Genomic DNA, 25,503 nt, shown 5'->3' with positions numbered 1-25,503 from the left:
GTGCGATACCGAAGGCACTGCATAGCAGATCACCGATCTTGTCGGGTGGGTTATTAACGCAGCTAAAATTAAAGCTTATAGGATAACAACTTCTCGGCTAAAACTGATAAATTTAAACTATTTAAAATACGGGTTTTTATCGGTCGTTTTTCATCCCAAAATATTAAGGATGAATAAAATTCTCTGCCTAGGGAAGAATTGAGAAGCTGTAAGGTTTTTTGAGCGGTATCTAAATCATCGAAGCTTAGGAAGTAAACGGTATCATCGAAAATAACGGGTTGATTTTGATATGGTAATATAAGGTTAAAATTCAGTTTTTTATAAAGTCCAGAAATGGCAATTTTAAAAGGTGAGAAGCTGTAAGAACCCACGCCAAATATGCAAAAGTCTGGCTGATTTTGATAAATTTTGCTCTTTCTGTCTAGAAAATAATTTTTATGATCAACTAAATATTGCCAAGTTTTTGGTGCTATATCGCGTATATTTTCTGTAGATTCACCGATAAACTTCTGAGTTACTAAAATGTATTTATTGATAACCTTTAGGCGATTTTGTGCCACATCTGAACCTTTCAGGAGAGGATAAAGATAGGTAGGTTCAAGATCAACGACTTCCTTTAAACCATTGAGAAAAATTCCATTAACTAACTGCAATTCCATGACTTTTGAGCAATCATGTTTAATTCCTGAACGCCATTTTTCCTGAGGATGCCGATCATATAAATATTTTAATCTAGTAAAAGCATTTAAATCTCTGACTAGGATATTATTTTGATAACCAATGCGCTGAAATTCCCCTTCTTCAAAACTATTGAAAACATCACAAAAATAATTTTCTGAATGAGAATCAAATTGACAAAACAGGAGACAAGCATCTACATTAGCTTGAAAATATTTTTGAGTGTTGATCGGATAAATTGCCGAGTAAACGAGATGAATTTTGTGAGTATAGATATAGTTTAAAATTTTTCTAGATACAGTTGTTTTACAGATAATTGCCAGATAAGCTGAACGTCGATCAAGACATTCGATCAGCTTAATTAACATCCACTCTGAAATATCAAAATTACTTTTTCCCGTCATAGCATCTAAACCCTGATAGCCTTGAAAGTTGCTTTTTTGAGGTAAATTTTTCCCGTTAATAAGTCCTTGTTTTGAGTTGGTTATCCAAGGCAGATTCCCCAAGAATAAAATATTTTCTGACCATAATTGAGTCAGGGAATACCAGTCACAATCAAAAAAATTCTTCTGTTCAACTTGTATTCTTTGATCTTGGGATATTTGCGGATCTTGATTAATCTGAGTGATATAATTAGGATTAATTTCAAAGCCGAGGATTTTTTCAGTTTGTTTAAAGGTAAGTGCTGCCGCTTTTAAAAAGTTGCCTATACCACAAGTTGGCTCAATAATGACATCGGGGTTAACATGAATTTGCCATAATTTTTGACAAATCTTTTCGGTTAACTCCGGGGGAGTTTGAAAGTCTCCATATTCAATTTTAACCTGAGAAGCTTGCATGACTAATTCTCTCTATAAATGGCTATTAATCCTTCTTCTTGACCGGCAAGATCGATTACCCTAGCTTTTTTCACTTTGTGTTCTTTGTGCCTCCGTGGTTGCTCCCAAACCCTTCTGGGATAAAGATTTAACCAGACTAAACCAAGAGAGCCTATTTATTTTTGACTGCGAGCAAAAATTTCTTCAAACCAATTAATAGCTCGATTTCCTAAAGCTTCTAGGGAATATTTTTGCTCCACTACTGCACGACAAGAATATCGATCGATCCGGTCTAAATTTTTAATTCCCGTAACTAATCCCTCGATACTATCGGGTTCAACTAAAAAACCAGTTTTTCCATCTTCAATAATTTCTACCGGACCACCACGACCATAGGCAACTACGGGAACACCACAGGCCAAAGCTTCAATAGCTCCGTTACCAAAAGCCTCAACCCAGCGCGGGGTCATCAACAGGCCAAAACAGTCCCCTAGCTCTTTTTGTAGGCTCCTGGTGGGCAAAAACCCACGATAATCGACTAAATCGAAACTATAGTTATCCTGTAAATTTTGCCAGTAGAGAGGATCGGAAATATGACCGAAAACGCGTAAAGGTACGCCCAACTGTTGACAAGCGGCGATCGCATCTTCTAGAGCTTTTTCCGGGGCAATCCGTCCCACCCAGGCCAGAGAGGGGGAAGGATCGGCCCGAAACTGATACAAAGATACGTCTAAACCATTAGCCAAACAGCGATAGGGGGGAGATATTGAGAAAGTTTCTGCTTGGACGACGGTGTGAAAAGCGAGTAAATGGGGAAAACTGCGGTAGGTTTTTTGAATAATATGATCCATCGCCAAAGAAACGGAAGCCATGCTGACTAAATGGGCGACGGGAGTAGCAAAAAAAGGAGTGAGATAAAAAGGGAGCCAATCGTAGGCAAAATTAACAATTAAATCGTACTCATTTTGTACTTGTTGGGCGTAGTGCCACATATTGGCCAAAACGACATTTTCGGGCATTAAAATCGGGGCTTCCCTGCCTTGACTTTGGGCGGAAATCTGGGCATTTCCTGCTATAGTAATCAAGGGGATATCATGCAATTGCGAGGCTTCTGGAGCCACTACCCGCACCGCGTACCCTTGCTTATTCAGAGTGCGAGCGAGATTATAAATAGTTAGTTCTACGCCACCGCCGTCCCCCGATCCCAAAAATCCCACGGGGGTGGAGATAAATAACAGTTTTCGACTCAATTTTGCACCTCAGTTGGGTGTAGTTTCGGTGAAGGTCGGTGTGGTGTCGGTGAAGGAAGTATCCTGTACATCGTCATCTTCTGGTTCACCAGTAGTTTCTAGGGGAGCAATATCTAAACGGGGAGCTAATTGCAGATTTAACTGTCTAACTGCCCAGCGTGCTGTTTCTTGCACTTCCTCATCGGGATCATCGAGGGCATGACAAATTAATTGACTGATCTGAGACATGATATCGTAGAGTCTGGTTAAATCCCGAATGGCATTTTTCCGCACCTGGGGATTTTTATCCTGGAGAGAGATAGCCAAAGCTTGGTTCATCGGTCGCAGGGAGCGGGTGCAGATTTGAGCGAGAGCTTCTAGGGTTAAACTGCGTTCGTAGGAATCTCCATCCACCATGCTATCGACTAAAGGCTGCATTGCCCTAGAATCGGACACCTGTGCCAGCTTCCAAACCGCCCTTCTACGGGTACGGGGATCGTTATCGCGAAGACTTTCAATTAAACGCAAGATTAAATCTACGTTCGGGATGCGGGAGGTAGCTTGTACGAGCAAAGAAGGGTCGAAATCCTCGTCACCACTGCCATTAATGTCACTGTCAGTTTTGGTGTCTGCGCCGAAGGGATTGCCATTGCCCCTGGAAAAGTTGTCGAGTGGGTTTTTAGGATTGGCGTAAGTTGTCTTTTCGCGCCGTTTTGAGGCTTTGCCCTTGGGACGATATTGGAAGAAAAGCGATAGTAAAGCTGCCAATAAAGCGATGGATAACAGGGCCGAGCCAGCAATTAATGGTATTGGTGAAGCCGCATTTTCGGCGCCAGCGTTGGCAGCCCTGGTGGTTTGACCTAGATACTTCTTCGTATTAGCGATCGCATTTTGAGCAGAGGGGTCGTTCGGAAGTTGTGCCAGAGCTTGTTGAAATTTTTCCACGGCGAGTTGATAATTCTTTTGGCTTTTGGCCTCGTAACCAGCTTTCATCAACTGCTCGTAAGTGGCGAAAGTCTGGGTTTGCTCTAACCCAGGTGAAGTTTGAGCGTTAACCTTGGATAAAACCTGAAAATCATGACCCCAACTGCTCACACCGATAGCTAACAACAATAAAAAATTAGGTTTGATCATAGAATTTATGTAACTGCTTGGGGGTTGGTAAAAGTATGATAGCCTAAAAGCTATAGATGAGAGGCACTCAACTCCAGAGATGGGTCATAGACTAGGATGATTGGGAAAAGCCCCCGGTCAGCGTCAGGCCAATAGTGCCGCTGCTGGGATCGGAGATAGAGTCCACTGTTTAACGCTGAGGGATTATCTGTGAAAAACTGGCTCAATTAAGCTTGTACCGGAGTTTTGTGCCAGGTTCGGCCTTGAATAGTCGTGTGTAATTGCCAATTAGCTACGATTTCTGGATAATCGCCCCGATAGTGACCACCTCGGCTTTCTGCCCGTAATAAGGCACTTTCCAGAATTAAGTCGGCGATATCTAGAAGATTTAATGTCTCGATCGCTATTCTTATTTCTAACTGCACCGAGGGACACAAAAATAATTGTCCTTTGTCGGGGAGAAGATTCTGGAGAAATTGGCCTATCTTTAAGGAATGTAACTGTTGTTTCCACTGTTGCACCCGTAGGATAGCAATTTCTAACTCATTTTGAAATCGGCAAATTCCCGCATTTTCCCACATTAAAATCGGTAATTCTCTCCGTACTTTTTGCCAGTCTTCCTGTTCTTCCTGCCAGTTTTCCGCAATTTCTAAGGGTTTTTCGGGTCTTTCCCCCAGAAAGTTTTCTGGCTCCAGACCTATTGCAGCTAAACTTGCCGCAAAGACAATACATTCCAAGAGAGAATTACTAGCTAAACGATTAGCCCCGTGAACACCTGTACTAGCGGCTTCGCCGATCGCATACAAACCAGATAGAGAAGTGCGGGCGTTTAAATCTGTGGCCACTCCTCCCATCCAATAGTGAGCGGCGGGGGCGACCGGAATCACATCCTCAAGCACATTAATGCCCCATTTTTGACAGATGCGGATAATATTGGGGAAACGATAACGCAGACGCTCCGGTTCGATTGGTCTTAAATCTAGATATACTTTGGCATGGGCGGGATCGTCGGAGGTTTTCTGCAAATGGCTAAAAATCGCCCGACTCACCACATCCCGGGGGGCCAATTCTCCGGCCCGATGATAATCGAAGACAAAACGCCGCCCCTGGGCATCAATTAAATGCGCTCCTTCGCCGCGCACCGCTTCACTAATTAAAAACCGCGGTGCCCCCGGCACAGTCAAAGCGGTGGGGTGAAACTGAAAAAATTCCGGGTCGCGAATCACTGCCCCAGCACGCCAAGCGAGGGCGACTCCATCCCCCGTGCTAACGGCGGGATTAGTGGTTTGGGCATAGACTTGACCGCCGCCTCCCGTAGCCAGAATGACTGCTTGCGCTCGCAGCCAACAGAGATGATCTTGATGGAGTAAACAAATACCTTGACAGCGTTGCCCTTCCGGGTCAAGCCAGAGTTTCAGGGCGATCGCTTGGGGAATAATGGTAATATTGGGCCGCTCGGTCACTTTTTCCATCAGGGTACTGACGATCGCTCTCCCCGTGCGATCGGCTGCGTGCAGCACCCTGGCCTGGGAATGGGCAGCCTCAAGAGTGCGGGCTAAGTCGTCTCCAGCGCGATCAAAACTAACCCCTAACCGCAGCAAATCAGCGATCGCTTGGGGGGCCTTCTCGACTAAAAACTGCACAGCATAGCGATCGCATAAGCCCGCTCCAGCTTTCAGGGTATCTTCTAAATGGAAAACGGGGGAATCTGCCGGGGACGTGGCTGCCGCAATTCCTCCCTGCGCCCAATCACTAGCCCCAGTTTTTAAATCTTCTTTGGTAATTAAACCCACCTTTAAGTTAGGGGGTAAACACAGTGCGGCATACAATCCCGCCGCTCCCGATCCCACCACTAACACATCTTGATAACTCGGCAGTTGCGAGGAAACGACCATGTAGGAGTTAATTGATAAATTCTATTTATTCTAGCATTTCATTTCTCTATAGTTCTGGCAAAAATCGCCAGTCTTTCCCTTGGGGCAGTATGCCAGATTCTTTCTTTTGCCTCTTGCCTTCAGAAGCTGATCACTGAAAAAGGTGAGCGATCGCCCACCTAGAAATTTTTTTAAAACCGTAATTAACTGGATTTAGTAAACTCCGGGGTTAAAACGGTCATCACCCTCGATAAATTCTTTAGAAGGCTCAGTAACGGTAAATTTCTCCAGATTAGCCTGTAAACGCTCTTTTTGAGTGTCCGAGAGTCCGGGGATATTGAGGACATCTTCCACTTCTTCGTAGGGGGCGTTTTTGATGATTTTACCGGCTAAATTGGGATAGAACCCTCTCAAGTCCCGGAAATCGCGAATATCACTGTTATTGAGGTCGATTTTCGCCCCAAATTCTGTGGTTAGTTTGGCATCAGCCGCATTTAAGACCGCCACAGGATGAGAAGGAAGGGCGATCGAGGTGAGATTGAGAGCTTGAGCGGGAACTTTGCCCCAAAAACTCCCGATAATCAAGGCAATTACCGCCAGCAGACGAAAAAGATTCTTCATTGCAGTTGTGGTCTCCTAAAACCAAGGCAAATTAACGATCAGGACAAGAAATGAAGCCGTCAGCTTTCCGACTAGGCATAGGGTGGGGAATTGGGATTTGCCACCGCAGCCTAGCTATTAGCTGAACGCTGATAGCTAGTTAAAAAAGTTATATCATGCCATTAGACCAGATCATAACCTAGTTTGCCCCCCTAGGGGAAGGGTTTTGCGGTTTTGGGGTTTGATGACAAAGAACAAGTTGGTTAGGACAATCTAAATCGCTAAAACCCTTTTCTGGCAAGGATTTTCCTGCTGCCATCTGGCTGCTGCTACAGTTGAATTTCCCTATCTCCCTATCTCCCCACTCCCCCCATTTCCTCATTCCCCTATCCCCTAACCCAATTATTATAAATCCCTAAAATTATCGCTGACGAACAGCACTCCTATGGCATCATAGACTGTTGCTTGTCTTGAAATACATAATAAGGAAGACACAATCATGGCTCTCCAATTGGGTGATATCGTTCCAGATTTTACACAAGATTCTAGTGCAGGTCCGATTTCTTTTCACCAGTGGGTAGGAGATAGCTGGGTGGTGCTGTTCTCCCACCCGGCTGATTATACCCCCGTTTGTACCACGGAATTAGGTACGGTGGCTAGTCTTAAGTCAGAATTTGAGCGACGTAATGTGAAAGTGATCGCTTTGAGTGTGGATAGTGCCGAATCCCATCGGGGTTGGATTAATGACATCAACGAAACTCAAAACACTACCGTTAACTATCCGATTATCGCCGATGGCGATCGCAAAGTGTCGGATCTCTACGGCATGATTCACCCTAATTCCCTCAATAATCTCACGGTACGTTCGGTGTTTATCATCGATCCCAACAAAAAATTACGTTTAACCATTACCTATCCTGCCAGCACGGGACGCAATTTTAACGAGATCCTGCGGGTAATTGACTCCCTGCAGCTCACGGATAACTATCAAGTGGCTACCCCGGCTAACTGGACCGACGGTGGCGATTGTGTGGTGGTTCCCTCTATTCCCACTGAAGAAGCTCGCAGCAAATTCCCCAAAGGGGTTGAAGAAATCAAACCCTATCTACGCATGACTCCCCAACCTAATAAGTAATTAGTGACCGGTAATCGGTGAACCAGATCCTGGAAAACTGACAATCCGAAAACCAAGAAATCGTCAGGGAGGGTTAGCCATCCGTTTTAACGGATGCTACCCCTGGCAACAGGGGATTTATCTCCCTATATCATTTATTGGTTTGATTGTCAATATATTTTTTCATAGTTTCCCTAGATGTGTTACCGGCAGTAGTGCCGAAAAGCAATTTCTTGGCTGGGTTAAAGACAATTCATCGACATATATCTTAACTATAAGTTAAACTAATATTTAACAAAAATCGGCTTAAGACGAAAAAAACGATTAGCATTATAGCTCCAAATGCTTAGTAGTGGCTAGTTTGACTAGATTGTAGAGGGATGAAATTATCTAGAGATCGAGCAAGTATCCTCAAGAATTCCGGGTTAGATCTATAAGTAAATTTTATTTTAAGTTTATTTAAGACTGTCATTACTAATGCAAGGCTGAGTCAGGCAGATTTTCCCGTAGTATCAAAAATGAAACTCGCTCGTATCGTTTACTTTGACGACGAGCGAGAGGCAATTGTAGAGACTGTCGCTTTCACTAGCATTTAATTAAGAGGAACAACCGATGCCAACTTATAAAGTCACCCTGAAAAATGAATCTGAAGGACTTAATGCTACAATTGAGGTTCCCGATGATGAGTACATTCTCGATATAGCTGAAGAAGCAGGACTGGACTTACCCTATTCCTGCCGTGCGGGAGCTTGCTCCACCTGTGCAGGTAAAATTGAATCTGGTACTGTCGATCAATCCGATCAATCCTTCTTAGATGACGATCAAATTGAAGCGGGTTATGTCCTCACCTGCGTCGCCTATCCCACCTCTGACTGTGTGATCCTCACCCACAAGGAAGAAGACGCTTTGAAGTAATCTTCAAGATTATCAGAAAATTCCCGTTAAAGCCATGGCTTTAATGGGAGTTATTTTATGGCTCAAAAATTTTTTTCCCTAAACACTTGTGGGTTTTAGCTAAGGGTGCTATGATTGTTAATCGTGGAATTAATGGGTCGGTGCCCGAGTGGTTAATGGGGGCGGACTGTAAATCCGTTGGCTACGCCTACGCTGGTTCGAATCCGGCCCGGCCCACCACGATCAATGCCCGTGTAGCTCAGTGGTAGAGCACACCCTTGGTAAGGGTGAGGTCATGAGTTCAATCCTCATCACGGGCTTTCTCTTTCCTGCTCATTCTCAATCAACAATTGAAGGATGAGATTAAGTAAGTCTTCAGCACTATGGCGTTAACAGAAGTTATCCCCTAGCCCAATTAGGCATCGATCGCTTAAAATGGTCAAAATTAACTTATTTGTTGGCTCATGTCTCCCCTCGACAACATCGCTAAACTGTCTCACCTCACCCGCAGAGATGTTCAGAAAAATTGGTTTATCGCTACAGCAGCGGGAAACCCAATTCAACCCGTCACCCTCAATGAAAAACAATACATTATTTGGCCAGCCGGCAGACAAATTCAATATCTAACTCAAAAAATTATTGTCCCCGAACATTTAGCCGGTTATCCTTTAGCGGGAATGGAACTGAGATTAATCCTAACTTGGTGGGCGGAAGATGTCAAAATTTATGTTAATAATCAATTTATCCAAGCAGGAGATCTCTTTGATTCTTCCACGCGCATTTTACTTTCTAACTCGGTCTCTACTGGTCAAGAAATTCTTGTTACTCTGCGTTTAGTCAGTCCCAATCATGATATTGGTGGTTTGATGAAATCGCAGTTAATCTATGAATATAGCCAAGCGATCGATCCTAGTTTTGTTGCTGATGAATTGACCATTCTCCATAATTATCTACAAACTTTTTATCCTGAAAACTTAGCAATTTTTACCGCTACTCTCGATAATATTGACTGGGATAATGTCACCAACAAAGATAGATTTAATCAATCCCTAGAATCAATTCGTCAATCCCTACAACCCCTCGCTCAACCTCTCAAAGAACGCAGTTTTCATCTTCTCGGCCACGCACATTTAGATATGGCTTGGTTGTGGCCGTTGGCAGAAACTTGGCAAGTGGCAAAAAACACTTTTATCTCGGTTTTAAACCTGCAAAAAGATTTTCCTGTCCTCATATTTGGTCATTCTAGTCCCCTAATTTACGAATGGATAGAAAAACATCATCCTGACCTATTTCAAGCAATGCTAGAGGCATATAAAGGGCAATCTTGGGAACTTTTGGGCGGGATGTGGGTAGAACCAGAAGTCAATTTAATCTCTGGGGAATCCCTATTTCGACAACTACTTTATGGACAAAAATATTTTCAAGAAAAATTTGGACAAATCACTAAAACTGCTTGGCTGCCAGATACCTTTGGGTTTCCCTACCAATTGCCACAAATTCTTAAATCTTTTGGCATCAAATATTTTGTAACTGGGAAACTACATTGGAATGATACGACTAAATTTCCCCACGGTTTTTTCTGGTGGCAATCTCCCGATGGCAGTAAAATTCTTTCCCTAATGTCTCCTCCTAATGTTGCCGGAGTTATGGATACTAATCCAATTATTATGACCGATCATGCTCTCAATTGGGAACGGCAAACCGGCTTAAAAGATATTTTTTGGCTGCCCGGTGTTGGCGACCATGGCGGCGGTCCGACTCGTGATATGTTAGAGGTGGCCCAACGTTGGCAAAAATCTCCTTTTTTCCCCCAGTTAAAATTTAGCCAAGCAACAACTTATCTGGACAGTCTCGAGACAAGTAATCTCCCTATCTGGGATGATGAATTATATCTAGAATTCCATCGCGGTTGTTATACCACTCACTCTGATCAAAAAGCCTATAATCGTTACTGTGAAATCCTCTTGTATCAAGGAGAATTATGGTCTTCTCTGGCTAATATCTTACTAGATATTCACTATCCGAAAGTCGAGATAGAATCGGCATGGAAAAAGGTTTTATTAAATCAGTTTCATGATATGCTGCCGGGTACTTCGATTCCCGAAGTATTTAGGGATGCAAATCAGTTATGGCGGCAAGTTATCAGCACAGGTGAAGCAATTTTAGATCAAGCTTTACAGGTAATTGCCAATCAAATTAATTTACCTAATCCCCCCCATCCCCAAGCAAAACCTTTTCTAGTTTTTAATTCTCTTAACTGGGAAAGAACCCAGGTTATCTCTTTAGCTATAGAATCTGTAAATTGTTCAGTTTATGACTTGGATAATTGTCTCTGTCCTTCGCAATTATCCCACGACAATCAGCTATTATTTCTCGCTGAAAATATTCCTTCTGTGGGTTATAAGTTATTTTGGTTAGTTCCCAATCAGCCAGCAGCCGAGCAAAATTTAACTAACTGCCAATTTATTTTAGATAATGGACTGCTTAAAGTTACTATTAACTGGGAAACGGGAGATATAGATAGTATATTTGATATAATTAATCAAAAAGAAATCCTGCAAGCTGCTGGTAATCAATTACAGGCATTTAAAGATCAAGGACAATATTGGGACGCTTGGAATATCGATCCGAATTATCAACAATATCCCTTACCTAAAACAGTATTAAAATCGATCGAATGCTTAGAATGTGGTCCCTTGCGCTGGCAGATTCGCGTGATCAGAAATTTAGCTGATTCGGAATTTTGTCAAGATTATATCTTAGAAAAAGATGCTCCTATTCTCCAGATTAAAACTATTGTTAATTGGCAGCAAGAACATACTTTAGTAAAAACCGCTTTTCCTCTTACCCTAAACAGCGATTTTACCACCTATGAAATTGCCTGTGGTGCGATCGAGCGTGATCACGAACCAGAATCGCCAAAATGGGAAGTTTACGCCCATAAATGGGCGGATTTAACCGATACAGAAGCAAACTATGGGGTAAGTCTTTTAAATAATAATAAATATGGCTATGATGCTACTAACCAGCAACTGCGATTAACTCTGTTGAGAAGTCCCCGATGGCCAGATCCCGAGGCGGATCTGGGAAACCAAGAATTTACCTATGCAATATATCCCCATCAAGGTAACTGGAAAACGGCGAAAACTGTCCATCACGCTTGGCAGTTAAACTCACCTGTCAACGTTATTTTTATTAATAATTCTTCTCGATCAACCCAGTTGCCACCCGTGGCACAATGGTTAAAATTCTCGGCCGATAACTTAATTTTAATGAGTTTCAAACAAAGTGAAACAGCCTCTGGGGGTTGGGTAATGCGCGTCTATGAATGTCAGGGAGAAAACGCTGTTATCGATTGGCAAAATCAATTACAATTAACGGTAAAAGAATCGATCGACGGTTTAGAAAGAGCGATCGATTCTATGGAGCAAATTTCTCCTTGGCAGATAGCCACATGGTTATTAAAGAATTAATCTTCGTGATCTTCAAAAGGATCGCTTAATTCTGCTGCCGGCGGTCCAAAAGCGGTATAAAGAGCTAAAGCGGTAATCCCCACCAAAGCGGCAGCGATCGAAATCCCCAAAATTGTTGCAGTTTCCATAAAATAAAATTTGCTTAGATACAGTTTGTATCTTATCTTAACAAAATACAACCGATCTCGCAGCCGATAACGATCGCTAATCTGGCCGGTTGCATTGCTGTTATCTCATGCCCGATAATGCTGAAAGGATCGAGTAAATAGCGATCGAACCAAACTAGAAGAATTATTATGAAGAAACTCCTACAGGGACTAGAAAAGTTCCAGAGTGGTTATTTTGATGAACATCGGCAATTATTTGAGCAACTCTCCCACGGACAAAAACCGAGAATCCTGTTTATCACCTGTTCCGATTCCCGTATCGATCCTAACCTAATTACCCAAGCGGAGGTGGGGGAATTATTCGTAATTCGTAATGCGGGGAATATAATTCCTCCCTACGGAGCAACCAATGGTGGTGAAGGTGCATCTATAGAATATGCTATCAACGCTCTCGGCATCGAGCAAGTGATTATCTGCGGTCACTCCCATTGTGGAGCGATGAAAGGTTTGCTAAAATTGCAGAGTCTGGCCGAGGAAATGCCTTTAGTTTACAATTGGTTAAAACAAGCAGAAGCTACTCGACGTTTAGTTAAGGATAATTACAAAGAATTAGAAGGAGAAGAACTGATCGAGGTGACAGTAGCAGAAAATGTTCTCAATCAGTTAAGTAATTTGCAAAGCTATCCAATTATTCGTTCCCGATTACATCAGGGTAAATTATCCCTACACGGTTGGATTTTTCGGATTGAAACTGGCGAAATTTTAGCCTACGATCCCATCCTACACGATTTTGTCGCTCCCCATAGTAAAATTACCCATCCCGAAGCAGCAGACAATTTACCCTCTAGTCGTCATCTTCCCAATAGTCATCCCTTCAAGATTTCTGAGGATTATATCAGGACTCACGCGGAGGTAAAAAAAGCCACTCCTGCGGTTAATACTGTGGCCAAAAAGAATGGCTCCTCGACCCAAAAACCGGGCTATAATTATTTAGAACCCTCCCAAGCTGATCGCATTTATCGCGGTTCGAGAAGTTAATTAGGGATTACAGAAATTCTCTAGAGATGTGTCTATCAACGTCTCTAGAGTGGCAATTAAACGATAACTGCTATACTCCTCTATGGCTTCCCCAAAAGATTTTATTAGTCCCGTCAATTCCGAGCAAGAGTTAGTCTATCCTTTTCGGAACTATCTTAACTATCTGCACGCAAAATACTCTGATTTACAGACGGGTCATATCGCCGATTATATTCCGGAATTAGCCCTAGCAGCTCCAGAATGGTTTGGTATTTCTGTAATTAGCACTGATGGTCAGATTTTTGAGGTGGGAGACTGTCAGCAAACCTTTACAGTACAATCAATTTCTAAAGCTTTTGTCTTTGGATTAGCTCTAGAAGATCACGGAAGAGAATACGTTAATAGTAAAGTCGGGGTTGAACCCACCGGAGAAGCTTTTAACTCGATTATTCTCGATGAAAAAACCAATCGTCCCTATAATCCTATGGTTAATGCTGGTGCGATCGCTACCACGGATTTAATCACCGGACAGAATGCCACGGAAAGGCTAAAACGTATTTTAGAAATGTTTAAACGCTATACTGGCAGGGATCACGAGATTAATGTCCCCGTTTTTCTCTCGGAAAAATCCACCGGCAATCGCAATCGGGCCATGGCCTATCTAATGCTAAATTTTGGCATGGTCAGCGATAAAATTGAAGAAACCCTCGATCTTTACTGTCAACAATGCGCCATCCTCGTCCATGCTCACGATTTAGCCCTCATGGCTGCTACCTTGGCTAATGGAGGTGTCAACCCAATCACAGGAATACGAGCGATCGATGAACACTACGTTCAAGATGTGATCAGTGTTATGCTTACCTGTGGAATGTACGACGCTTCAGGAGAATGGGCCTATCGGGTAGGATTACCAGCAAAAAGCGGTGTCGGTGGCGGAATTACGGCAGTAGTTCCCCATCAGTTGGGAATTGGGACTTTTTCGCCCCTTTTAGATGAAAAAGGCAACAGCATCAGAGGAGTGAAAATTTGTCAAGATATTTCAGAGGATTTTGGGTTACATTTATTTAATGTGGCTAAACCAGAACGAGATTTAAAAACATGGCTTGAAGGCAATAGTTGATATTGATAGCTGTCCCCGACAAGAGCGCCTAACGGCCCTGGGAAATTAATTTGGCCAGAGGTCTGTGGAAAAAATTTCAGAAACCTCTTGACAAAAGCAGTGGGTTGTGTGTAATATAAATATTGTGTGAGGAGTATAAGTTCAGCATAAGAAGAACCTTTGGGGTCGAAACACGGCAAGACTCCCAGAGGTTCTTCTTTTTCACTTCCTTATTGGCTCAAAGTCAGCCATAAAATCAGGTTTTTCCCGATCGCTAGTTTTTTCTCAATTTATCCCTTCTAGGTCTGTTTTTCTTTACCAAGAGCAACAGGTCAAAATTTTTGCCGAAGAAACTGCACAAGAGAAGTGTAATTGCTCGTAAAATTGGGAATTAAGTACAAGGGCAATCCTATGGCAGATAAAAATAACGGTAACGGCGGCTTATTCGTCGTCGGGGTTTTAGTGGGCAGTGCGATCGGGGCAGTGGCGGGTTTATTAGTAGCGCCCAGATCTGGAAAAGAAACCCGTCGAATTCTGCGAAAATCGGCCCGGGCTTTGCCTGAATTAGCCGAAGATCTGACCACGACGATGCAATTGCAGGCCGATCGCCTATCGGAATCGGCCCGGCGTAATTGGGATGATACTTTAATCAGATTAAAAGAGGCGGTGACAGCCGGAATCGAAGCTAGTCAAAGTCTAGCCACAGACAATCCCTCCCCTGACTCGCAAGAATCCCCCCAAGGCGATAATCAACACTCGAATCACTATTAAATGACCGAACCTATTTTCTGGCTAGGATGTTCTTTACTGCTAGTCGCCGTTAGTTTAACGGCGGTTTTCATCGCCGCTTTACCTGCTCTGCAAGAGTTAGCCCGGGCAGCCCGCAGTGCCGAAAAATTATTCGATACCCTCCATCGGGAATTCCCCCCGACTCTAGAAGCAATTCGCCTGACAGGGGCGGAAATCAGCGAATTAACCGACAATATCGATGAAGGGGTTAAAAGTACCCGCCAAGTTGTCCAAGGAGTCGATCGCAGTCTCGGTAGTGCTAAAGCTGGTCTTAGCAAGCTCGATCGTGGCAGCCGTCGCCTCTTGATCGGTTTTAAAGTCGCTTGGAATACTTGGAAACGCAGTTAAGGAGATGGGGCAGTGGGGTGTAGGGTGTGGGGTGTGGGGTGTGGGGAAGTGGGGAAGTGGGGAAGTGGGGAAGTGGGGAGATAGGGGAATTTCAACTAATACCCCAAAACCCTAAAACCCCAACTCTCAACTCCTAACCCCACCAACAAACTTTTTCAGCAAACCCTAAATAGGGTTTGCTGAAAAAGTAGGGGCGAAGCATTCGTACAGGACGCGGAACCATGAAGACGCAAGGTTTTGAAGCACGATTCTCTCAGAATCTTGCACCTGTTTCGGGAGAAAAGCCACAAAACCTCTACCTTGCCTACATTTCACATTTATTCAGCAAACCCTAAATATTTGTAAACTTTTTCGTCTAAGTTACCTTTCTGTGGTAAGCAAATCTTTACTGCTCCGATTTGGGGGTTTCTTGGGGGGTGTCATCGTTGTTGGTTTTTGGTTCTTGTCCTTTAAAAGTAGGGATAAATCGCGACAAAACTTCAAAAAGCTGATTAAAGGTCGTTTGATTGATTTTACCCGTCAAGAGCAATAACACAAAGACAATAAAAGCAAAGATAACAATAATTGTCAAAACGCTGGTAATATGCTTTGAATCTGGCACAAAATGGGCAATCACCGCAACTATACAAGCAACCACAGCTAAAACCAGCAACAAAGCGAGACTAGGTTTCAGGAGATTGGGAGTTTCTGGCGTTTTGGGACTCATAGGGCGATTTTCTCGGCTTTTGCGGCCACGTTCCTCCCTTTCGTGGAGATATCTTTCTCTTTCTGTCTTAGATTCCACCCCTTCTAAGATATCGCGGATATTATATTTGCCGCGCAAACCGGGGAGAGGTTCTTCCACTCTGCCTTGGCGATCGAGTTCTATCAGATGGAGATAATCGACGGGAACTTCTACCCCGGTGGGTTTTTCCCCTTGCAATTCTCGAATCACTAACTTTTCCTGTACGGCTAAATTAGGGATAGTATCGTGAATTTTCTGAAAATCTGCCCTAATAATAGCTAAAAGCGCATTAGCACGGGAACCCTGGGCTTTTATGCTGATGTAGTTATCTTCCTCGTCGGCACGCACCAAAGCTCTATTAAGATCCATTGTCAGAACCACACCACTACGCCAACGCATGGTTTTATAGATCATCTGGTGATTACGGACGATAAAGCGGGAAATAATGCTACCGGGCAGGATATCATAACGGTACTGGAAGTGTAAAGGTGCGTTTTCGTAGATATCCACATCCGGTTCATCGATGGGTAGAAGATCGGTGATTAGATAGCGAGCGGGACTGTACCCATCAAGGGGAAAACAGAGTTCAAATTTTCCCATCAAATCCATCAAAAATCGGCGTTTATTTTCGGGATAACGTTGGTTTTTTTTGAGAATATCTTGCAGATCTGGCAGTGAAAGAATGCCCTTTTTTTGCACCATCAAATCGTGATTATTGAGAATATCATAAACACCGCTAGTTACCCATTCTGGGTTCAGGACATTGGTTTCATTCAGTCGCGGATCATCTTGGTAGTTGAGGACAATACCGAGATCGTGGAGAAACTGCACTAAACTTTTTTGATCGCTGGCCTCTTTAATCTCGGCTGTCTGACACATTTCCTGATACTTTTCGTAGGAAATAAAGTCATAACTCTTTTGCATCGCTTCTAGTTGAGTTTTGATCTCAAACCAACTATTAGGGAATGGATCTTTGATATGGGGAATAGCATCGATTTGAGAGGCGATTTCCTGCACAAGTTGCTCGATTCCCGCACCGGTTTTACAGGAAGTGGCGATTAGCTTGGTGATTTGGGGATATTTTTTCTGGAGGGTGCGGATCTTAACTTGCGGGGGATTTTCATCGGCACAATTACCCACGATAATCACGGGAGAATTGCCTCCGTAGGTTTCAATGAGTTTTAACCAGTATTCCAGACGGTTTTGCTGTTCATTTTTGCGGTTGTCGAGGACAAGCAGATAAAGACTGCGTTTAGTCAGAAAAAACTGATGGGTGGTTTGCATCACTTTCTGACCGCCAAAATCCCAGATATTGAGGCGAATATCGGGTTTTTGGGGCAGTGGCCACTTTTCAATATTAATGCCGGGGGTCTTGGGTTCTCCGGAATTAAAGGTATTGTGCAGTAACCGCTTTAACAGGGAAGTTTTCCCCACATCCCCCTCCCCCACCAATAAAACTTTAAGCTCATTAAGAGGGCGTTTAGCTTTATCCTTGAGATAACTAAAAATCGCCTGCGGGTTGCCATCATCCCATATTTCTTCACCCCATCCCTGACGAATAATTTCCGGGGGAACGTTGGTAATCGGGTTATTTTCGAGGATTAATCGCTTCAGGTTGACTAGGTGAGCGAGTGCTTCTGGTATCTCCCTGATTTGGTTATTTTTGAGGTGGAGGTTTTGCAGGGAGGTGAGTTGAGCGAGTGCTTCTGGTATCTCCCTGATTTGGTTATTGCTGAGGTCTAGGCCTTGCAGGGAGGTGAGGTGAGTGAGCGCTTCTGGAATCTCCCTGATTTGGTTATCGCTGAGGTCGAGGCCTTGCAGGGAGGTGATGTGAGCGAGCGCTTCTGGAATCTCCCTGATTTGGTTATTGGTGAGGTCGAGGAATTGCAGGGAGGTGAGGTAAGCGAGTGCTTCTGGAATCTCCCTGATTTGGTTATTTCTGAGGTGGAGGTATTGCAGGGAGGTGGGTTGAGCGAGCGCTTTTGGTATCTCGCTGATTTGGTTATCGCTGAGGTCGAGTTCTTGCAGGGAGGTGAGTTGAGCGAGTGCTTCTGGTATCTCGCTGATTTGGTTATCGCTGAGGTTGAGGTATTGCAGGGAGGTGAGGTGAACGAGCGCTTCTGGAATCTCGCCGATTTGGTTATCGCTGAGGTCGAGGAGTTGCAGGGAGGTGAGGTCAGCGATTTCGGGGGGAATTTCTGTTAAGTTTCTGTCAGACAGATCCAACTTTCCCGCTCTTTCGTCCTTTGCCCATTGAATTAACTCTAATATTTCCCGTGCTGTCATTGACCATCCCCCCGCTACTATATTTACTCCATTTTGGCAAAAGATCCAGTTAATACAACTGGTTGAGACCTCATCAGCTTGAGTTGAGTTTCTGGAGAGTGAACTGAAAACTCGCATCTGATGACCGATAAGGGACTTGCGTGGGAATAATATCCTAGCCAGAAAATCGCTCTGTAGAAGAATCAGGCCGGCCAGATGGCATATTATCAAAGCGCAAGTCCCTTAGCTGCGGGGACTCTCAAAGGCTCTCCCCCTACTTAGGGTGATCAGCAAACCTGGGCGATCGGAGGGCGCAGGTTCCTTGCGCCCCTACAGTAACGGATTTTGTCCACAATGTAGGGGCGAACTGCGTTCGCCCAAAAGGTACATTAATGTAGGGGCGAACTGCGTTCGCCCAAAAGGTACATTATCAAAGCGCAAGTCCCTAACTGGGTGACTAAAGTTGAGAATTCCCTTAAGATAAAGTAAATAAGTGTAAAGAAACTGAAAGTTAGCCTACACCCTTGCTGAAAAAATTCTCATTGTCTAGAAGTGCTATGCTCAATCGTTTTTGCCGAGGAATCTCGATCGCTCTTGTAATTGGTGTCATTAGCTGTCTGGGTTGGATTATCTGCCCGGATCAAGCTCTAGCGGTGAATAATCCCGAATTACTGCCCAATCAAGCCACTCCGATCGTTGATTTAGCCAATTATCTACCCGCAAAACAGGAAGAGGCATTAATCCGAGATATCGAGACATTTCAAGGGGAAACCGGCTGGAAAATGCGAGTTTTAACCCAATATGACCGCAGCCCCGGCCGGGCAGTGATTAATTTCTGGGGATTGGATGATAAAAGTATTCTCCTAGTGGCCGATGGTCGCGGCGGTAATTTACTATCTTTTAGTATTGGTGATGCCGTCTATGAATTTTTACCCCGCACTTTTTGGATCGAATTACAGGCCCGTTTCGGTAATATGTATTTTGTCCGGGAAAATGGCGAAAATAATGCGATCGTACAATCCTTAGACACGGTAAAAGGCTGTTTAGTTAAAGGTGGTTGTGCGGTGGTCCCCGGTTTACCGAAAGAACAGTGGATTTTAACTTTAATTACCTCAATTGTCGGCGGTTTAGTCTTCGGTTTTGCCGGTATTCCTCGCAAAGAAGGACAGGTTTTCGCTTGGCAATGGGTTTTAATTGTCTCTCCCCTCTGGTTTATCCTCTTTGTTGCTTTTGGCATTGGACCGGTGGTTACTCGCACCAGTGAATTACTGCCCCTTTTCCGCAATTTAATCGGTTTTGCCCTCGGGGTTTTAGTCGCCTATCTTTCCCCTCGTTTTAATTCCCTCAATGCCTCAAAAACCTAAGAATTAGGGGCTTTTCAGTGATCAGTGATCAGTAATCAGAAAGTAGCGAAGTTTTTACCTATAACTGATACCAAATCCAGTTATTAAGTTGTTGGTTATAATTAAATTAAAAATGAATTTTAGGTTCGATCCCCCCTTAATCCCCCCTTGATAAGGGGGGTGCCGATCCCCCCTTCCCCCCTTGATAAGGGGGGTGCCGATCCCCCCTTAATCCCCCCTTGATAAGGGGGGTGCCGATCCCCCCTTAATCCCCCCTTGATAAGGGGGGCATCTGATAATTTTTAACGCCTACCTAGTTAAAAACTGATTATTTATTCCCCTTTGCCTCTTGCCTTTTGCCTTTTGCCTCTCCTCATAACTCGCCTCTACTCAACGGATTTAGTATGATAGCTGACGGCGGCCCCTCATGGTTCGATCGATCTAGCTCTGTTACAATTAGAAACATTGTGGAGTGAGTGAGATAACGTTTATGTGGGTCAATACTCAAAGTGAGATTATTAGTAAGGTTTTGCCGCCAGCAGTACGTCTGTTCTTAAGAACACAAGTAGAACAGATAGAAGATTTAGAAATGCAGCTGCAAGGTCATGATCGGCAAATTTTGCGCGGTTATATCCCCGGGGTATTTTTAGCCGTAGGAAAAGCGATTTATCAAGGTTTACATCTGGGTAAAGCGCAATTAAGAGGGGAAAATATTCGTCTTAATATTGGGCAGGTTTTGCGAGGGAAACCCCTAAAAATTTTGGAACCTATTCGGGTTAGCGGTGAAGTGGAAATTAACGAGCAGGATTTAAATAATTCGATCGCCTCGACTATTTTAGTTAATGCTTTTGCCGATTTACTAATTTTTTCCCTAGAAAATAACGGAATTGTTAACGCCAGAGAAATTATCTCACAACAGCGTTTTAACTGGAAAAATGTTCTCTTAAATCAGGGTTATTTCTGTCTTCTCGGCCATAGAGAAACGGGTGCAGAAGTAATTTTTAGCGCTGATATTACCCTAGAAGATGCTCGCACTTTAGGGATTAGTCCCCGACAATGGCAAGGTTTAGCCCCAGATTTATCTATTGATTTGCAACCTTTTACCGTCGATTTAGGCAAAGATGTGGAGATTAAATCTTTTATTCTCGACGATCAAACTCTTTTCTGTCAGGGAAGTTTTTTGATTTTACCTTAAAAATAAACGGGATGATTCCGGTGGGTTAACTTAGTTTAAAGGTAAGGGTTTTGTGGCTTTTCTCGCGAAACAGGTGCAAGATTTTGAGAGAATCGTGCTTCAAAACCTTGCGTCTTCATCGGCCCGCGTCCTGTAGGGGCGAAGCATTCGGATAAAAAATCTACGGTTTCACCGATAGGTTATTGCCCGAATGCTTCGCCCGTACTTATTCAGCAAACCCTAATTAGGGCTTGCTGAATAAATCTAAAAACCTTGTTAGATTAAGGCTTTTTCAGGGGGAAAATTCACACCCCACACCCCACACCCTGCCCCCACCAACAAACTTTTTCAGCAAACCCTAATTATTACCCTCTATTCTGTGCAATTAAAATAACTGTTTGCATTAGTCCGACTAGAAGACCAAGAATACCACCGAGATTAACAATTCCCTGTAATTCCTGTTTAACAATGCCTTGAATAGCATTTTCCAGATCGGCCGGGGAAGTGGCATTCACCCGATCGCGGATCACCTGATCGATGTTGAGAATTGGGATAATTTGGGCGACTAATTTCTCTAAATCTTCCTCTAGATAACGCTCTAAAATTAACGCTAACTCTTGACTAATTACCCCTAATGATGTAGTCATTGACTCCGAAGATTGCAGACGATTAATAATTAAATTAGCGATTTGATCCCAGTCGATCGTTTGTCCAAAATCTTGCAGAAATTGTTCGCCACTTTCTTGAATATAAATTCGCACCGTATCCCTAGTGGTTTTACGCAATTGTCTGACGGTGGAGATAGGTAAATTTTGCAAAGAGATACCTTGTAACCAGTTTTTCAGACGATTACGCATCTCTAAAGATAGTAATAATTCTTTGATTCTGGTATTAGCTAAATCCTTTTCATCAAGGCAAAAAGTGCGTAAGCGGGCCAGGGCATTGCGTAAACCGAATAAATTGGCTACTACCCAATAGGTTCCACTGGTTTTTTCCCGAAATCCTTCATCGATAACCTGAATATTGCGATCGGTTAAAAAATCGATTAAAGCTAGACGGATAACATCAGCAGGTAGGACGGTTTCTAATAGCCAATCGGAGAATTGTCGCGCCTGTTGTTCACTGAGAGAAAATTCCAAGACTAGGCGATCAAAAATTTGATTGATCTGTTTTTCTAAAAAATCCTGCCGTCGGGCTAAAACTTTTAGTAATTTCGCTAAAGATTCCCCGAATAAATCGTGAAGAATCGCCGCCAAAATCTCGGCGGTTTTTGCTTGCCGATCGCCTTTTATTTGTTTTAAAGCTAATTGTAACAGCCAGAGTATCGCCCCCTGTACCCTTTCGGTGTCGAGGAGTCGTTTAGCCAGTTTTTGTAGTTCTTCGGGGGTTAACAGGGAACCCATGATCGTATCCGATACCCGGACAGCTAATCGATCTTGATTGCGAGGAATTAACCCCGGAGTGAAGGGAAGAGGACGCTTACCGATATAAATCGCCTTGTAGGGACGAAATAGCATTTTTATGGCTACATCGTTCGTAAAATAGCCAATAATTGCCCCCGCGATCGGCGGTAATATCCATGTCCAAAGAGTAGGGAGATTCAATTTAGCAGCAAAAAATAAACGGAAATGTCAGTAGGTTATTTCTTCAAGACTAACACTCCCATCAGTCCTGCTAGGAGTGGATAGTGAACAGCGCTGGAAAATCCCGACTGATAGCCTAATTTTACCTGTTCTGGGCCCCGGGGAAAGCGATCGATACTGGGACTAATATAAGCGTACTGGTCAGTTAAACCGTAACGCTCGGCAGCGGGAACGACGATATGATCGAGATACCAGTTTTGGAATAGTTTGGCGATGGTTTGGGTGGGTTGATGGAAGTCAAGAATCGCCGCTGTAGCACCCGGTTTCAGGACTCGGTATAATTCCCCCAAACATTGGGTAATATCGACCACATTGCGTAATCCATAGCCAATAGTGGCACAATCAAAGCTAGAATCGGCAAAGGGTAAATTAAGGGCATCCCCTTCCATCCAGTTAATATTAGTGGCGCTAAAACGTTGACGGGCGATTTTTAATTGTTGTGGGGAAAAATCTAGTCCGATCACTTGGCCGGTTTTACCCACTTGTTTTGATAATAGGTTAGTCAGGTCGCCGCTACCACAACAGACATCGAGGGCAAAATCCCCTTTTTCGGGTTGACACCATTTGACTGTCATTAATTTCCAGATACGGTGTAATCCTAAACTTAATTCCTGATTGAGGCGGTCATATTCGGGAGCGATCTGATCAAAAATTGCTTGTATTTCTGTGGAGTTAGGTGAGGATTGATTGGACATTTTTATAATATAGCACCAGAGAAAATCCCAGATGAAGTTATATCATTCTATCCTATCTCCGCCCACGGAGATAAGCTGTTGACCATCTACAGCAGTTATCTTCATGGTGAGAACAGTAGCTTAGGTTACGCTTCATCTATCCGAGAACCTTCCGGTCGTAATTTGATCGAGAGTCCTTCCCGGGCGAGAATAGTTTGAGGCAGAATCTTTCTTACCTGTTCCCCAATGCGATCGAGAAAATCGTCATTATGGGCGGGATCGTGATGAAATAGAACTAACTGCTTAACTTGCGCTGCCTGGGCGATTTTGACTGCCTGTTGCCAAGTGGAATGACCCCAACCCACCTTAGAATACTTAGGATCGTTGTATTCCTCATCGGTGTAGGTAGCATCAATAATCATCACATCCGCTTGCTGAGCTAAAGCCAGAACGTTATCATCAAAGCGATCGGGAAAATGTTCGGTATCGGTAATATAAGCTGCCGATAAACCCTGCCAATTTACCCGATAACCCACCGCTTCCCCGGGATGATTTAAAGGACGGGTTTCGACGGTGAAATCGGCACAGTAGAGGGTTTTGCCCATTTCTAGATTATAAAATTCTAAATCAGCCCGCATAATCTGCAAAGGCACGGGAAAATTAGGGTGTGACATCTGATCGTGTAATCTTTGCTTGATGGTTACTCCGTTGGCAGAGGGAATCCCATAGATTTTAAAAGTATTGCCCCTGATAAAAGCGGGGATAAAAAAAGGAAAACCCTGAATATGATCCCAATGGGAATGGCTGAAAAATAAATGGGCTTTCACTGGACTTTCTGTCATCAAAGACTGTCCTAGGATGCGTAACCCCGTACCACCGTCGAAGATTAATCTTTCTCTACCGACTTGCATCTCGACACAGGAAGTATTACCACCATAACGAACGGTTTCCGAACCTGGACAGGGAATGCTCCCCCGCACTCCCCAAAATTTGATCTGGAAGCATTTGTAGGGCATATTAGAAGCTCCTCTACTTGTGCTAATAGGCTAATAGTTAGATTAGCACTCTTCCACAATTAAGTCTGTGACCTGATGACAAGCACGATGATTTACGATATTGGAAAAGGATTATAGTTTTCGGGAAAGCAAGGTATGGATTTACAGAAATTCTTAGAAAAACTGCCCCAACAGTATCAGGATTGGGGATCGGCTTTAATGTCGCCTATTTCCGAGCAATTAACCCTTTTAAGCGAAAAAACCGCCTCTTATCCTGATCGCAATCTCTTTCCCCTGCTCAATCTAGCCGTTGCCTGTCTGCAACCAGACGAGGTTTACTGTCAAATTGGTTGTTTTCGTCGCGGTAGTTTAGTCGCCGCTTTCTGCCATAATAGCGATCGCTGCGGTTATGGCGTAGAAGCCTTTTTTAAATACGATCCATCGGGAGAAAAACTAACTGTATTATCTCAAGATTGAGTTAGTTGCTTTTGGGTATAAGTGAGGAAAGATTAGCAAAAATTGCCCGCACTTGTGGGGATATTTTTTCCCTTTGATTGATTAAATAAATACTAACAAGGGTTAAAGATACCCCCGCCCATTGCAATACACTTAACATCTCACCGAGGAATAAATTCCCGAAAGTGAGGGCAAAAACCGGAGTTAAAAAAGTCAAAGAACTTAAACTGGTTAAATTGCCTTTGGCGGCTAAATAAAAGAATATTCCATATGCGATCGCACTACCAAAAATCGTGGCATAACTTAAAGCTAACCAACCATTTAAATCTACATTTTGCCATTGATGGGATTCGGTGAAACCTGAAGCTAAAAATAGCGGCAATCCTCCTAAAATCATGTGCCATCCCGTGGCGCTGACGGGATCCGCATGACGACAGACAAACCGGATTAACACTGTTCCCACCGCCATGGATAGGGAAGCCAAAAGCATCAGCATTTCGCCGCTATTTAGTAATTCCTGCCAGCTAAAGTCAATATTTACCGCTTTTTGTCCAAAAAAGTCATAAAACCATTGATCGGGCAAGCCGATTAAACTAATTCCCCCAATCCCTAAACCCAATCCTAACCATCCCCAGACACCGATAACTTCTTTAAATAGCCAACTGGACATTAAAGCCACCGCTAGGGGTTGGGAGTCAATAATTACCGATCCTAACCCCGCCCCGGTGCGATTTAACCCCAATGCCAGAAAACCTTGAAAAAGAGTGGCATCCATGAGAGCAAAAAGGGCAATCCATAACCATGCTTGCAGGGTTTTGGGCTGAGGACGACCTAAAAACCAAGCTACCATTAAAACTAACATTCCGGCGGGAACAAGGCGAATTCCCGCCATAAATAGGGGGGTAGTATGGGGGATAACACCCTTCATCGCTACCATCGCTGTTCCCCAGAGAAAAAACGGTGAGATAAGTAAGAGGGGCGAGGATTTCTTTAAATCTAGGTTTTCCATGAGTAGCGATCGAGTTTTGTAGATAACAAATTTCCCTAATTGTATAGTAGAAACTGGGGATCAGCCC

At 43.6% G+C, this 25,503-nt stretch carries 20 protein-coding genes, 2 tRNA genes and 1 pseudogene; 12 read left to right on the top strand and 11 right to left on the bottom strand.

Features of this window, described 5'->3' with window-relative positions; translation table 11 throughout:
* Positions 1-68: 68 nt before the first annotated feature.
* The 5 genes from EWV60_RS01650 to psbU form a co-directional block, all read right to left on the bottom strand.
* Entirely contained in the window at positions 69-1,517 is a 1,449-nt protein-coding gene (locus EWV60_RS01650) for an SAM-dependent methyltransferase (protein ID WP_287230453.1), read from the bottom strand.
* A gap of 155 nt (positions 1,518-1,672) precedes the next feature.
* On the bottom strand, positions 1,673-2,746 hold the full coding sequence (locus EWV60_RS01645) for a glycosyltransferase (RefSeq protein ID WP_287230452.1): 1,074 nt from the start codon (positions 2,744-2,746) through the stop codon (positions 1,673-1,675).
* Positions 2,747-2,755: 9 nt separating this feature from the next.
* Positions 2,756-3,859: a HEAT repeat domain-containing protein gene (locus EWV60_RS01640; protein WP_002792416.1), complete on the bottom strand. Its 1,104-nt coding sequence runs from the start codon at positions 3,857-3,859 to the stop codon at positions 2,756-2,758.
* A 206-nt stretch (positions 3,860-4,065) separates the two neighbouring features.
* On the bottom strand, positions 4,066-5,733 hold the full coding sequence (gene nadB, locus EWV60_RS01635; RefSeq protein ID WP_287230450.1) for an L-aspartate oxidase: 1,668 nt from the start codon (positions 5,731-5,733) through the stop codon (positions 4,066-4,068).
* Positions 5,734-5,925: 192 nt separating this feature from the next.
* A complete protein-coding gene (gene psbU / locus EWV60_RS01630; protein WP_287230448.1) occupies positions 5,926-6,333 on the bottom strand; it encodes a photosystem II complex extrinsic protein PsbU in 408 nt (135 codons plus the stop codon).
* A 478-nt stretch (positions 6,334-6,811) separates the two neighbouring features.
* On the opposite strand from psbU, the gene EWV60_RS01625 reads away from it, so the two are divergent.
* The 5 genes from EWV60_RS01625 (at position 6,812) to EWV60_RS01605 (ending at position 11,793) form a co-directional block, all read left to right on the top strand.
* A complete protein-coding gene (locus tag EWV60_RS01625; RefSeq protein WP_002735346.1) occupies positions 6,812-7,447 on the top strand; it encodes a peroxiredoxin in 636 nt (211 codons plus the stop codon).
* A 591-nt stretch (positions 7,448-8,038) separates the two neighbouring features.
* Positions 8,039-8,341, top strand: coding sequence for a ferredoxin (locus EWV60_RS01620; protein ID WP_193977279.1), 303 nt, complete (start codon positions 8,039-8,041; stop codon positions 8,339-8,341).
* Between the two features lie 134 nt (positions 8,342-8,475).
* Positions 8,476-8,560: transfer RNA gene (locus EWV60_RS01615), tRNA-Tyr, on the top strand.
* Positions 8,561-8,568: 8 nt separating this feature from the next.
* Positions 8,569-8,640 (top strand) — tRNA-Thr (locus EWV60_RS01610).
* Positions 8,641-8,784: 144 nt separating this feature from the next.
* Positions 8,785-11,793 (top strand): alpha-mannosidase, encoded by a 3,009-nt coding sequence (locus EWV60_RS01605; protein ID WP_287230445.1) that lies wholly within the window; start codon positions 8,785-8,787, stop codon positions 11,791-11,793.
* Here EWV60_RS01605 and psbN read toward each other — a convergent pair.
* Entirely contained in the window at positions 11,790-11,921 is a 132-nt protein-coding gene (psbN, locus tag EWV60_RS01600) for a photosystem II reaction center protein PsbN (RefSeq protein ID WP_002761150.1), read from the bottom strand. The two genes, EWV60_RS01605 and psbN, sit on opposite strands and share 4 nt — an antisense overlap.
* A 168-nt stretch (positions 11,922-12,089) precedes the next feature.
* On the opposite strand from psbN, the gene EWV60_RS01595 reads away from it, so the two are divergent.
* The 4 genes from EWV60_RS01595 to EWV60_RS01580 all read left to right on the top strand — a co-directional run bounded on the left by EWV60_RS01595 (position 12,090) and on the right by EWV60_RS01580 (position 15,153).
* A complete protein-coding gene (locus tag EWV60_RS01595; RefSeq protein ID WP_287230443.1) occupies positions 12,090-12,938 on the top strand; it encodes a carbonic anhydrase in 849 nt (282 codons plus the stop codon).
* Positions 12,939-13,020: 82 nt separating this feature from the next.
* Complete coding sequence (glsA, locus tag EWV60_RS01590) at positions 13,021-14,037, top strand: glutaminase A (RefSeq protein ID WP_002736106.1); 1,017 nt, start codon at positions 13,021-13,023, stop codon at positions 14,035-14,037.
* A gap of 390 nt (positions 14,038-14,427) precedes the next feature.
* On the top strand, positions 14,428-14,787 hold the full coding sequence (locus tag EWV60_RS01585; protein ID WP_287230441.1) for a YtxH domain-containing protein: 360 nt from the start codon (positions 14,428-14,430) through the stop codon (positions 14,785-14,787).
* Positions 14,788-15,153, top strand: a complete 366-nt coding sequence (locus EWV60_RS01580; RefSeq protein ID WP_002735843.1) for a hypothetical protein — start codon at positions 14,788-14,790, stop codon at positions 15,151-15,153.
* Between the two features lie 385 nt (positions 15,154-15,538).
* On the opposite strand, the gene EWV60_RS01575 is transcribed toward EWV60_RS01580, so the two are convergent.
* Positions 15,539-18,163, bottom strand: a complete 2,625-nt coding sequence (locus tag EWV60_RS01575) for a leucine-rich repeat protein (protein WP_287230440.1) — start codon at positions 18,161-18,163, stop codon at positions 15,539-15,541.
* Between the two features lie 536 nt (positions 18,164-18,699).
* Between EWV60_RS01575 and EWV60_RS01570 the strand changes: the two genes are divergently transcribed.
* Positions 18,700-19,506 carry a TPM domain-containing protein gene (locus EWV60_RS01570; protein WP_002775882.1) on the top strand — a complete coding sequence of 269 codons (807 nt, stop codon included), beginning with the start codon at positions 18,700-18,702 and terminating at the stop codon, positions 19,504-19,506.
* A 469-nt stretch (positions 19,507-19,975) separates the two neighbouring features.
* The gene (locus tag EWV60_RS01565; protein ID WP_130757643.1) at positions 19,976-20,680 is read left to right on the top strand and encodes an LmeA family phospholipid-binding protein; all 705 of its coding nucleotides are present in this window, start codon (positions 19,976-19,978) and stop codon (positions 20,678-20,680) included.
* 344 nt (positions 20,681-21,024) lie between these two features.
* On the opposite strand, the gene EWV60_RS01560 is transcribed toward EWV60_RS01565, so the two are convergent.
* From EWV60_RS01560 to EWV60_RS01550, 3 genes are all read right to left on the bottom strand, one after another.
* Complete coding sequence (locus EWV60_RS01560) at positions 21,025-22,263, bottom strand: DUF445 domain-containing protein (protein ID WP_043997320.1); 1,239 nt, start codon at positions 22,261-22,263, stop codon at positions 21,025-21,027.
* A gap of 35 nt (positions 22,264-22,298) precedes the next feature.
* On the bottom strand, positions 22,299-22,997 hold the full coding sequence (gene ubiE / locus EWV60_RS01555; protein WP_287230437.1) for a bifunctional demethylmenaquinone methyltransferase/2-methoxy-6-polyprenyl-1,4-benzoquinol methylase UbiE: 699 nt from the start codon (positions 22,995-22,997) through the stop codon (positions 22,299-22,301).
* A gap of 125 nt (positions 22,998-23,122) precedes the next feature.
* Entirely contained in the window at positions 23,123-23,992 is an 870-nt protein-coding gene (locus EWV60_RS01550) for an MBL fold metallo-hydrolase (RefSeq protein ID WP_149107308.1), read from the bottom strand.
* Between the two features lie 135 nt (positions 23,993-24,127).
* Between EWV60_RS01550 and EWV60_RS01545 the strand changes: the two are divergent.
* Positions 24,128-24,445 (top strand): annotated as a pseudogene (locus tag EWV60_RS01545) (class I SAM-dependent methyltransferase); the annotation flags it as partial.
* Positions 24,446-24,449: 4 nt separating this feature from the next.
* Here the strand turns inward: EWV60_RS01545 and EWV60_RS01540 are convergent.
* A complete protein-coding gene (locus EWV60_RS01540) occupies positions 24,450-25,436 on the bottom strand; it encodes a DMT family transporter (RefSeq protein ID WP_002754355.1) in 987 nt (328 codons plus the stop codon).
* Positions 25,437-25,503 lie beyond the last annotated feature (67 nt).

The sequence above is a fragment of the Microcystis sp. Msp_OC_L_20101000_S702 genome (assembly GCF_007095705.1).
GTDB classification, from domain to species: Bacteria; Cyanobacteriota; Cyanobacteriia; order Cyanobacteriales; family Microcystaceae; genus Microcystis; species Microcystis ichthyoblabe_A.
This window is presented reverse-complemented; position numbering and strand designations above follow the sequence as displayed.

Coding starts and splice junctions, on each gene's coding strand:
- EWV60_RS01650 (WP_287230453.1), bottom strand. CDS start 1,517: ATGCAAGCTTCTCAGGTTAAAATTGAATATGGAGACTTTCAAACTCCC.
- EWV60_RS01575 (WP_287230440.1), bottom strand. CDS start 18,163: ATGACAGCACGGGAAATATTAGAGTTAATTCAATGGGCAAAGGACGAA.
- EWV60_RS01580 (WP_002735843.1), top strand. CDS start 14,788: ATGACCGAACCTATTTTCTGGCTAGGATGTTCTTTACTGCTAGTCGCC.
- psbU (WP_287230448.1), bottom strand. CDS start 6,333: ATGAAGAATCTTTTTCGTCTGCTGGCGGTAATTGCCTTGATTATCGGG.
- EWV60_RS01595 (WP_287230443.1), top strand. CDS start 12,090: ATGAAGAAACTCCTACAGGGACTAGAAAAGTTCCAGAGTGGTTATTTT.
- EWV60_RS01540 (WP_002754355.1), bottom strand. CDS start 25,436: ATGGAAAACCTAGATTTAAAGAAATCCTCGCCCCTCTTACTTATCTCA.
- ubiE (WP_287230437.1), bottom strand. CDS start 22,997: ATGTCCAATCAATCCTCACCTAACTCCACAGAAATACAAGCAATTTTT.
- nadB (WP_287230450.1), bottom strand. CDS start 5,733: ATGGTCGTTTCCTCGCAACTGCCGAGTTATCAAGATGTGTTAGTGGTG.
- EWV60_RS01625 (WP_002735346.1), top strand. CDS start 6,812: ATGGCTCTCCAATTGGGTGATATCGTTCCAGATTTTACACAAGATTCT.
- EWV60_RS01585 (WP_287230441.1), top strand. CDS start 14,428: ATGGCAGATAAAAATAACGGTAACGGCGGCTTATTCGTCGTCGGGGTT.
- glsA (WP_002736106.1), top strand. CDS start 13,021: ATGGCTTCCCCAAAAGATTTTATTAGTCCCGTCAATTCCGAGCAAGAG.
- psbN (WP_002761150.1), bottom strand. CDS start 11,921: ATGGAAACTGCAACAATTTTGGGGATTTCGATCGCTGCCGCTTTGGTG.
- EWV60_RS01570 (WP_002775882.1), top strand. CDS start 18,700: ATGCTCAATCGTTTTTGCCGAGGAATCTCGATCGCTCTTGTAATTGGT.
- EWV60_RS01605 (WP_287230445.1), top strand. CDS start 8,785: ATGTCTCCCCTCGACAACATCGCTAAACTGTCTCACCTCACCCGCAGA.
- EWV60_RS01565 (WP_130757643.1), top strand. CDS start 19,976: ATGTGGGTCAATACTCAAAGTGAGATTATTAGTAAGGTTTTGCCGCCA.
- EWV60_RS01550 (WP_149107308.1), bottom strand. CDS start 23,992: ATGCCCTACAAATGCTTCCAGATCAAATTTTGGGGAGTGCGGGGGAGC.
- EWV60_RS01640 (WP_002792416.1), bottom strand. CDS start 3,859: ATGATCAAACCTAATTTTTTATTGTTGTTAGCTATCGGTGTGAGCAGT.
- EWV60_RS01620 (WP_193977279.1), top strand. CDS start 8,039: ATGCCAACTTATAAAGTCACCCTGAAAAATGAATCTGAAGGACTTAAT.